Genomic DNA, 10,389 nt, shown 5'->3' with positions numbered 1-10,389 from the left:
GAGTACGCATCCATCTGTGGGGCGTCGAACCTCCCTATGGAACCAATCAGGCCGAGCGTCTCGTATGGGAGTCCGACACCGTCGAGGAGCTGGGGCAGGAACGCGATGTTGGTCGTCACGCCGAGGACGGTCGTCGCCCGCAGCGCCGCGTCCAGCCGCCGCAGCGCGCTCTCCCGGTCCGGGCCCCACGCGATCACCTTGGACAGCATCGGGTCGTAGTCGCTGCCGACGACCGTGCCCGTCTGGAGCCCCGAGTCCACCCGCACGCCCTCGTCGCCTTCCGGCTCCGCGAGCGCGAGCACCCGTCCGCCCGTGGGCAGGAAGTCCCGGGAGGGGTCCTCGGCGTAGACGCGGGCCTCGACGGCGTGGCCGCGCAGCCGTACGTCGTCCTGGGTCAGCGGCAGCGGCTCCCCCGCCGCGACGCGGAGCTGAAGCTCCACGAGGTCGAGGCCGGTGACCAGCTCGGTGACGGGGTGCTCGACCTGGAGCCGGGTGTTCATCTCGATGAAGTAGCCCGGGTGCCCCGGCTGGTCGCCGGAGACGATGAACTCGACGGTCCCCGCGCCCACGTACCCGACGGACCTGGCGGCCCTCACCGCGTCCGCGCCCATGCTCTGCCGGATGCGCTCGTCCAGCAGCGGCGACGGCGCCTCCTCGATGATCTTCTGGTGGCGGCGTTGCAGGCTGCACTCGCGTTCGCCCAGGTGGACGACGTTGCCGTGCGCGTCGGCCAGCACCTGGATCTCGATGTGCCGGGGATCGGCGACGAACCGCTCGACCAGCAGCGTGGAGTCGCCGAACGCGGCGGCGGCCGTGCGGCGGGCCGACTCGATGGCCTGGGGCATCTCCTCCGGCGAGCGCACGACCAGCATGCCCTTGCCGCCGCCGCCCGCCGAGGGCTTGATCAGCACGGGGTAGCCGATGCGCCCCGCCGCCTCCACGAGGTCATCGGACGGCTCCGCGCCGCCGGGGACGACCGGGACGCCGGCCGCCGCGACGGTCGCCTTGGCGCGGATCTTGTCACCCATGGCCTCGACGGCCTCGGGCGGCGGGCCGACGAAGACCAGGTCCTCCTCGGCGCAGCGCCGCGCGAACGCGGTGTTCTCGGCCAGGAACCCGTAGCCGGGGTGGACGGCCCGCGCCCCGCTGAGTTTGGCGGCCGCGATCACCTGGTCGATGTCGAGGTAGCCGGAGGCCAGCCGTACGGCCGTGTCGGCCTCGCGCACGTGCCGGGCGCCCGCGTCCGCGTCGCTGTACACGGCGACCGACCGTACGCCGAGCCGGCGGAGGGTCCTGATGACGCGGAGCGCGATCTCGCCCCGGTTGGCGACAAGAACGGTGTCGAACATGATCACATCCGGAAGACGCCGTAGCCGATGGGGTCGAGGGGGGCGTTGGCCGCGGCGGACAGGGCCAGCCCGAGTACCGTGCGGGTGTCGAGGGGGTCGATCACGCCGTCGTCCCACAGCCGCGCGGTGGAGTAGTACGGACTGCCCTGCTCCTCGTACCGCTCGCGGATCGCGCGCTTGAACTCCGCGTCGTCCTCGCCGCCGGGACGCACGGTGGCCAGCACGTTGGCGGCCTGCTCGCCGCCCATGACCGAGATGCGGGCGTTGGGCCACATCCACAGGAAGCGCGGCGAGTACGCCCGTCCGGCCATCGCGTAGTTGCCCGCCCCGAACGAGCCGCCGACGACCACGGTGAGCTTGGGCACGCGGGCGCAGGAGACGGCGGTGACCATCTTGGCGCCGTGCTTGGCGATGCCCCCGGCCTCGTAGGCACGGCCCACCATGAACCCGCTGATGTTCTGAAGGAACACCAGCGGGATCTTCCGCTGGTCGCAGAGCTCGATGAAGTGGGCGCCCTTGAGCGCGGACTCGCTGAACAGGATGCCGTTGTTGGCCACGATCCCCACGGGATGCCCGTGGATGTGGGCGAAGCCGGTCACCAGCGTGTGGCCGTACTCGGCCTTGAACTCCAGGAAGCGGCTGCCGTCGGTGATCCGGGCGATGACCTCCCGCACGTCGTACGGCGTGCGGGTGTCGGCGGGCACGATGCCGTACAGGTCGCGGGGGTCGTGCAGCGGCTCCTCGGGGCGGGCGCGCTCCCAGGGGGCGGGGTGCCTCGGGGCCAGCGTGGAGACGATGTCGCGGACGATGGACAGGGCGTGGGCGTCGTCCTCGGCCAGGTGGTCGGTGACCCCGCTGACCCGGGCGTGCACGTCGCCGCCGCCGAGCTCCTCGGCCGTGACCTCCTCGCCGGTCGCGGCCTTCACCAGCGGCGGGCCGCCCAGGAAGATCGTGCCCTGGTTCCTGACGATGACGGCCTCGTCGCTCATGGCCGGCACGTACGCGCCTCCGGCCGTGCAGGAGCCGAGCACGGCGGCGATCTGCGGGATGCCGCGCGACGACATGGTGGCCTGGTTGTAGAAGATGCGCCCGAAATGCTCCCGGTCGGGGAAGACCTCGTCCTGGAGCGGCAGGAACGCGCCCCCGGAGTCGACCAGGTAGACGCACGGCAGGTGGTTGTGGAGGGCGACCTCCTGCGCACGCAGATGCTTCTTGACCGTGAGGGGGTAGTAGGTGCCGCCCTTCACGGTCGCGTCGTTGGCGACGATCACGCACTCCCGGCCGGCGACCCGGCCGATTCCGGTGATGATCCCGGCGGCGGGGGCCTCGTCGCCGTACAGGCCGGTGGCGGCCAGCGGTGCCAGCTCCAGGAAGCGGGAGCCGGGGTCGAGCAGCGTGCCGACGCGGTCACGGGGCAGGAGCTTGCCGCGCTCGACGTGCCGCACGCGCGACCGCTCGGGGCCTCCGAGGGCCGCGACCGCCAGTCGTTCACGCAGGTCGGCGGCCAGGCGCTCGTTGAGCTCCGCGTTGCGCTTGAACTCCTCGCCGGCCGGGCTCAGCACCGTCCGGAGCACAGGGGCCATGATGCGCACCTCCCAGCGGTTAACGTTCCCTAACTATGACGTGGATGTTAGTCATCATTAACTGGTTCGTCTACCATTGCCGGTCATGACCGTTGTGCGGAGTCATACCCGAGTTCCGAGCCCTCGGCGCAGGGAGATCCTGGACGCCGCCGCCACGCTGTTCGCGGCCCGGGGCTTCCACGGCGTGCCGATCGAGGAGATCGGCGGCGCGGTCGGCATTTCGGGGCCCGCGCTCTACCGCCACTTCAGCGGCAAGGACGCCCTGCTCTCCGAGATACTGCTGGACATCAGCGAGCGTCTGCGCACCTCAGCGGCCGATCGGGTCACCCAGGCCGCGGGCGGCGGCGAGACGCTGGACGCGCTGATCTCCGGTCACATCGACTTCGCGCTCGACGAACCCGCGCTGATCACCGTGCACGATCGCGAGCTGGGCAACGTCCCCGAACCGGCCCGCCGGCAGATCAGGCGGCTCCAGCGGCTGTACGCCGAGGAGTGGGTCACCGTCCTGAGCGAGCTGTACCCGGGCGTACGGCCGCCGGTGCTGCGCGCCGCCACCCACGCGGTCTTCGGGCTCCTCAACTCCACCCCGCACAGCGCCGGTGAGCTGGCCCGCGACGCGATGTCCGACCTGCTGCACCGCATGGCCCGCGCCGCCCTGGCCGACCTCGTTAACGAACGTTAACCTCCCCGCCTCTCATCGTCCGACCGCCGGACCTCGCCTTCACCCTGCCCGGAACCAGGCCTTGTTCTGCCGACTATCTCGATATATCTTTCATGTATCTAGATAGTTCAGAGGCGACCGTACGTACCGGCGAAGCATGCCCGAGGAGATGATGGAGCTACGCGTGCGGGGAACCAGGAGGAAGAGGGACAGTGACGACAAGCGAGGCGCCCGCCGTCGCCGTACGGGGGCTGAAGAAGAGTTACGGCAATGTCGAGGCCGTGAGAGGCATCGACTTCGAGGTGCGCCCGGGCGAGGTCTTCGGCTTCCTCGGGCCTAACGGCGCGGGGAAGACGACGACCATCAGCATGCTCTGCACGCTCGTGGGCCCGACGGGCGGATCGGCCGAGGTGGCCGGGCACGACGTGGTCAGGGAGCGGGACGAGGTCCGGCGCAACATCGGGCTGGTGTTCCAGGATCCGACCCTCGACGGCTACCTGTCGGCCGAGCAGAACCTCCGCTTCCACGCGGAGCTGTACGGGGTGCGCAAGGACGTGGTCGACGAGCGGATCAAGCAGGTCATGGAGATGGTCGCGCTCTGGGACCGCAAGGACGCCAAGGTCATGACCTTCTCCGGAGGCATGAAACGCCGGCTGGAGATCGCGCGGGGTCTGCTCCACTCGCCGCGCGTGCTGTTCCTGGACGAGCCCACGGTCGGCCTGGACCCCCAGACCCGATCCGCTATCTGGGGATATATCGATAAATTGCGGCGCACAGAGGACATCACCATCTTCATGACGACGCACTACATGGAGGAGGCCGAGTACTGCGACCGCATCGCCATCATCGACCACGGCGAGATCGTGGTCATCGACTCCCCCGAGGCCCTCAAGGCCGGCATCGGCAAGGACCGCGTGCAGATCCAGACCGGTGACGACGCGACCGCCATCACCGCGCTGAAGGAGCGTTTCGACCTCGACGCGGCCGTCCGTGAGGGCGTGGTGACCTTCGCCGTCCCCTCAGGGGAGGAGTTCGTCCCCCGGCTGTTCGCCGAGCTCGGCGTGCCGATCCGCTCGGTGAGCGTGTCGCGGCCCTCGCTCGACGACGTCTTCATGAACTACACCGGCTCCACCATCCGAGACGCCGAGGGCGAGAGCGGCACGTCCGCGTGGATGCGCGCCATGGTGAGGAGGTAGACGATGACGACCGAGGCCACCTCGCCCGAAGTCGTCCGGGTCCACGTGCCAGGACGCAGCGTCAGGCACGACATCCGGGCCGTCAAGATAGTTCTCCATCGCGAGCTGCTGCGGTTCGTCAACGACCGCACCCGCATGATCTCCACTCTGGTGCAGCCCGTGCTGTGGCTGTTCGTCATGGGCACCGGCCTCAGCACGCTGGTCTCACGGGGGCCGAGCCAGGGCGTGGACTTCCGCACCTTCATCTACCCCGGCGTGATCGCCATGACGGTGATCACCACGGCGATGTTCTCGGCGGGCTCGATCGTGTGGGACCGCGAGTTCGGGTTCCTGCGCGAGATGCTGGTCGCCCCGGTGAGCCGCGCCGCGATCGTGATCGGCAAGTGCCTGGGCGGCGGCATCGTCGCGACCGTACAGGGCTTCATCATCCTGGCCCTCGCCGGGCTGGTCCACGTGCCCTACTCCCCCACGCTGATCCTCACCCTGCTCGGGGAGATGTTCCTCGCGTCGGTCACGATCACCGCCTTCGGCGTGAGCCTCGCCGCCCGGATGAAGAGCATGCAAAGCTTCTTCGGCATCATGCAGATGGCGATCATGCCCATGATCTTCCTGTCCGGGGCGATGTTCCCCCTGGCCAACCTGCCCGGGTGGCTGGCCTTCCTGACGAAGATCAACCCTCTGACGTACGCCGTGGACCCGATGCGCCACGCGGTCTTCAGCCACCTCGACGTGGACCCGAAGGTCGTGGACGCGCTCAACCCCGGCGTCCACTGGTTCGGCTGGCACGTCCCGGTCATGGTCGAGCTCGGAATCGTCGCCCTCATGGGCCTGGCCCTGCTGGGCGTCGCCATCGCCCAGTTCCGCCGCACCGACTAGCCGGCCGGGGCGGCTCCGGCGACGACCGGCCTCGCCCCGACGCCGGCGCCGGGCATAGGGTTCGCTGGGGACCCACTGACCGCGGCCGGTACCGCTCACGGATCAGGCGGTACCGCTCACGGATCAGCGGCCAGGTTCCGCCAGGAGCAACGCGTTGAGGGTGCCGTACTCAAGACCGCCCCGCAGAGCTCCGCAAGTGCCGTCGGTGAGCAGTTCCCGGGCGGCACGTGCGACCAGCCCGTACGCCGCCTCGGCGATCGAGGACCCAGCACTCACGCGAGCCACGCCCAACGCCGCGAGCGCGGGCACGGTGAGATTCCGAGGACCCGCCAGGACGTTGACCGGCGCGGACACCGCACGCACGAGCGCCGTGACGGTCTCCGCGTCCAGAGCGCCGAGAACGAACACCCCGTCGGCACCGGCCGCCACGTAGGCCTCGGCCCTGGCGAGGGTCTCTTTCAGCCAGGTCACGTGATCCCCGGCCGGCAGGCGGTGCGTGTCGATCCGGGCGTTGATGAACAGCGGCACACCAGCGGTGTCCGCGGCACCACGGGCCGCCGCGATGCGCTCTGACTGCTCCAGGATGGGACGCAGCGGGGCCGGGCCCACGCGGAGCGAGTCCTCGAGGTTGACGCCGACGGCTCCGGCCGCGAGCACGCCCCGCACGGTCTCGGCCACCCCCGCGGGGTCGGGCGCGTAGCCGCTTTCGACGTCGGCCGTCACCGGAACGCCGACCGCCGCGACGACCCGGGCGATCAGATCGAGGGCGCGGTCGCGGTCCAGGTGGTCGCCGTCCCCATAGCCCAGGGCCCACGAGACACCGGCGCTGGTGGTGGCGACCGCGGCGGCTCCGGCGTCCGCCACGACACGCGCGGAGGCGACGTCCCAGGCGTTGGGCAGTACCAGCGGCCGGCCGGGGACATGCATCGAGCGGAACAAAAGGGCTTTATCACGAAGTGTTGTCATGTGGGCTATTCCATCAGACGTAATCAAGCCGATTTCGGGAAGGCTCCGTGGCGCGTCGAGCACCGCGGGGTCGGTGATCCACACCGGGTCCGTCCAGAAGCCGCCGCCCAGGGCCGGCTCCCGGACCCTCGCGCGCCGGCGGGGAAGCGAACGGCCCGGGGCTCGCGGGCTCCCGGGCCGTCGTGTCACCTGACGGGCGTTACTTCTTCACCCTGACGTAGTCGCTCTTGCTGGACGACGCCGTGGCCTCGCCGTTGCCCTTGAAGCGGATCTTCCAGTAGCCGGAGTTCCAGGCCTTGACCTGGGTCCAGAACCTGCCGGAGCCGTTGGTGCTGACCGTCTTGACGTACTCCCAGGTGGAGTGGCCGGCCCGCTTGAAGTACAGGGCCACCTTCACGTGGTCGTAGGCGACCCAGTGGTCGCCGTCCCAGATCTGCAGCGTGCCCCGGTTCTTGACGTACTTGCCGTACTTCACCGGCTCGGGGTAGGCGTTGAACTTGATGATCCGGGTGTCGGCGGGCGGCTCCGGCTCGTTGACGGTCACGTGGACGGACCGGCTGCTCGTGCCCTTCACGCCCTGGGCGCCGTCGAAGTCGGCCCGGAACCAGCCGGACCGCTCGGCCCCTGCGCCGATCGAGAACCGGCCGCCGCGGTCGGTCCAGTCGTGGCCCACGACCCGCCACGAGCGCGAACCGTCGGGCTTGAACAGCAGGTCGACCTTCTGCCCCCGGTAACCGTCCCAGCCGTGCGAGGTGTCCAGTTCGAGGCGCCCGCGCGCGGACAGCCTGTCGCCCTGGTCGGCGGGGTCGGGGTTCACGTGGAACCCGGTGATCCGGCTGCCGGTGGTCTGCCGGCGCACGTCGACCTGGTCGCTGTCGCTGGTCGCCTTGTGCGCGACCGGCGAGCCGTCGTACTCGGCCCGCCACCAGCCGGTGCGGTCGGCCTTGACGCCGGCCGAGAAGCGGCCCTTCCAGTCGGTGTAGTCGTAGGCGACCCGGTCGTACCCGGCTGCGCCCTCGGCACGGAAGGCGATGTACACCTTCTGCCCCTTGTACGGCTTCCACCCGTCGGTGCCGTTGAGCAGCAGCCGGCCCTGGAGGGTCAGCGTGTCGCCCTTGCCGACGGGCTCGGGTGAGGCGCCGAACCCGGCGAGGTCGCTCTCCCAGACCTGCCTGACCTGGAAGTCCTTGCCCGCCTTACCGGTTCCGACGACGCTGGTCGCCTTGGCCGTGACGTTCCACGTGCCGGGGGCGTCCGAGCGGCCGAAGGTGCGGGTGCCCTGCCACTTCTGCTTTCCGCCCACCTCGTCGACCTTCTTGGCCTCGACGTCGAGGGTCGAGCCGTCGGGCCGCTTCAGCGTGAAGCCGCCAGTGGTCGCGCCGTCCACGAGGTAGCTGAAGGTGACCGCCTTGCCGTCCTTGCTCTCGACGACGACCGGGCTGGAGCTCACCGCCACCGAGGAGACGTCGGGGGCCGCGAGTTTCCCTGCCGACGCCGACGCCGATGGGGTCACCAGAGCGAGGGCTCCGGCGCCCATGGCCATCGCCACGACGACGGCACGGATGCGTTTTAACACGGGGTGTCCCTTCTTCCCGTTGCCTAACGCGGCTTTGAGGGTGCCACGTCATTCCTTAGTAGTAGACGGCTGCATTAGCACATTGGTTGTGTCTTCTGACAAACCGTCATTAATCCGAGCCAAATAGACCGGTCCACTCGGACAGGTGACCTGTATCGGCAAGCCCCGGGACGCGACCAGGTTCATCGCGACATAATCGGCCTCGTGGCCCGCGACACTGTTGAGACGCACTTCACCGAGTCGGTCGCCGCACTATCACCGGGCGGCCCCCGCGATCCCGGGCTGCCCGTGCGGCCCGGCACCACCCTCACGGGCGCCCGATGTCGCGAGCTCTTCGAGATCCAGCTCGCAAGCCGGCTGCTCGACATCGCCGCGCGCTGGCTGCGCGAGCAGGGCGAGGGCTTCTACACGATCGGCTCGGCCGGCCACGAGGGCAACGCCGCGGTCGCCGCCGCCACCCGCGTCACCGATCCCGCGCTCCTGCACTACCGGTCGGGCGCCTTCTACCTGGCCCGCTCGGCGCAGGCCGGGCGGCTCGCCGAGGAGGGGCTGCGCGACGTGCTGCTCGGCCTCGCCGCCGCGGCCGAGGAGCCGATCGCCGGAGGGCGCCACAAGGTCTTCGGCCATCCTGACCTCGCGGTCATCCCGCAGACCTCCACGATCGCCAGTCACCTGCCCCGCGCCGTCGGCGTGGCCTTCGCCATCGAACGGGCGCGCAAGCTCGGCGTCACCGGCACGCCCTGGCCGGCCGGGGCGATCACGGTGTGCGGCTTCGGGGACGCCTCGATCAACCACGCCAGCGCCCTGAGCGGCTTCAACACCGCCGCCTACTGCGCATACCAGGGGCTCCCGCTTCCGATCCTGTTCGTCTGCGAGGACAACGGCATCGGCATCAGCGTGCGCACCCCGCCCGGCTGGGTCGAGGCGTCCGGCCATCCCCTCATCCCGCGCTTCCAGGCCGACGGCTGCGACCTCGCCGAGACGTACGACGTGGCGTGCCAGGCCGTCGAGCACGTACGCGCCCGCAGGTCACCGGCGTTCCTGCACCTGCGCATGGTCCGCCTGATGGGGCACGCGGGCTCCGATGTCGAGTCGGCGTACCGCGCGCCGCGCGAGATCGCCGCCGATCTTGAGCGCGACCCCCTGCTGGCCACGGCGAAGCTGCTGGTGGACGCCGGGCTGGCGATGCCCGACGAGCTGCTCGCGCGCTACGAGACGCTCCGCGAGCACGTGCTCAAGCTGGCGCTGGAGTCCACCCGCAGGCCCCGGCTGCGGTCGGCCCGCGAGGTCATGGAGCCGCTCGCCCCCCGCGACCCCGCCCGGGTGGCGGCGCAGGCCGTGCGCCACGCGGACGACCGGGCGAGGCTGTTCGGCGAGACCCCGCCCGAGCGCGAGGGTCCGCTCACCCTCGCCCAGTCGATCAACCGCACGCTGTCCGACATCATGGGCGCCCACCCCGAGGTCATGATCTTCGGCGAGGACGTGGCGCGCAAGGGCGGGGTGTACGGCGTGACGCGCGGGCTGCTGAACCGCTTCGGCGCCGCGCGGGTGTTCGACACCCTCCTGGACGAGCAGGCCCTGCTCGGCCTGGCCCTCGGCTCGGCGACCTCCGGCCTGCTGCCGATCCCCGAGATCCAGTATCTCGCCTACCTGCACAACGCCCTCGACCAGCTGCGCGGCGAGGCGGCGACGCTGCGGTTCTTCTCCAAGGGCGCCTACAGGAACCCCATGGTCGTGCGGGTGGCGGCGTACGCCTACCAGAAGGGCTTCGGCGGGCACTTCCACAACGACAACTCCGTCGCCGCCCTGCGTGACATCCCCGGGCTCGTCGTCGCCTCCCCCGCCCGGCCCGACGACGCCGCCGCGATGCTGCGCACCTGCGTCGCCGCCGCCAGGGCCGACGGCGAGGTGTGCGTGTTCCTGGAGCCGATCGCGCTCTACAACACCCGCGACCTGATCGACGAGGGCGACAACGGCTGGCTCACCCCGTACGCCCCGCCGTCGCGATGGGCCGAGACCCACGTGCCCATCGGCAGCGGCCGCGCGTACGGCGACGGGCGCGACCTGACGATCGTGACGTTCGGCAACGGGGTGCGCATGAGCCTGCGGGCCGCGATCAGGCTCACCGCGGAGGGGTACGGCTGCCCACGCGCGGGCGATCACTTCGGACGCGGTGATGGTG

8 protein-coding genes are annotated in these 10,389 nt (G+C 70.5%); 4 read left to right on the top strand and 4 right to left on the bottom strand.

Annotation, left to right across the window (positions count from 1 at the left end; all coding sequences use genetic code 11):
- Positions 1-1,349, bottom strand: a 1,349-nt coding sequence (locus tag AB0B89_RS31470; protein ID WP_358560053.1) for a biotin carboxylase N-terminal domain-containing protein, incomplete at its 3' end; no start/stop codon positions are given.
- 2 nt (positions 1,350-1,351) lie between these two features.
- On the bottom strand, positions 1,352-2,932 hold the full coding sequence (locus AB0B89_RS31465; protein ID WP_358560051.1) for a carboxyl transferase domain-containing protein: 1,581 nt from the start codon (positions 2,930-2,932) through the stop codon (positions 1,352-1,354).
- Between the two features lie 85 nt (positions 2,933-3,017).
- On the opposite strand from AB0B89_RS31465, the gene AB0B89_RS31460 reads away from it, so the two are divergent.
- From AB0B89_RS31460 to AB0B89_RS31450, 3 genes are all read left to right on the top strand, one after another.
- A complete protein-coding gene (locus AB0B89_RS31460) occupies positions 3,018-3,614 on the top strand; it encodes a TetR/AcrR family transcriptional regulator (protein WP_358560050.1) in 597 nt (198 codons plus the stop codon).
- Positions 3,615-3,805: 191 nt separating this feature from the next.
- Positions 3,806-4,789 carry an ATP-binding cassette domain-containing protein gene (locus AB0B89_RS31455; protein ID WP_358560049.1) on the top strand — a complete coding sequence of 328 codons (984 nt, stop codon included), beginning with the start codon at positions 3,806-3,808 and terminating at the stop codon, positions 4,787-4,789.
- Between the two features lie 3 nt (positions 4,790-4,792).
- A complete protein-coding gene (locus AB0B89_RS31450) occupies positions 4,793-5,665 on the top strand; it encodes an ABC transporter permease (protein ID WP_358560048.1) in 873 nt (290 codons plus the stop codon).
- Positions 5,666-5,788: 123 nt separating this feature from the next.
- On the opposite strand, the gene AB0B89_RS31445 is transcribed toward AB0B89_RS31450, so the two are convergent.
- Entirely contained in the window at positions 5,789-6,592 is an 804-nt protein-coding gene (locus tag AB0B89_RS31445) for an isocitrate lyase/phosphoenolpyruvate mutase family protein (RefSeq protein WP_358560047.1), read from the bottom strand.
- A 238-nt stretch (positions 6,593-6,830) separates the two neighbouring features.
- Entirely contained in the window at positions 6,831-8,207 is a 1,377-nt protein-coding gene (locus tag AB0B89_RS31440; RefSeq protein ID WP_358560046.1) for a hypothetical protein, read from the bottom strand.
- Between the two features lie 204 nt (positions 8,208-8,411).
- Between AB0B89_RS31440 and AB0B89_RS31435 the strand changes: the two genes are divergently transcribed.
- Positions 8,412-10,389, top strand: a 1,978-nt coding sequence (locus AB0B89_RS31435) for a thiamine pyrophosphate-dependent enzyme (RefSeq protein ID WP_358560044.1), incomplete at its 3' end; no start/stop codon positions are given.

Origin of the sequence: Sphaerisporangium sp. NPDC049002, assembly GCF_040649355.1 — a bacterium.
GTDB lineage: Bacteria > Actinomycetota > Actinomycetes > Streptosporangiales > Streptosporangiaceae > Sphaerisporangium.
This window is presented reverse-complemented; position numbering and strand designations above follow the sequence as displayed.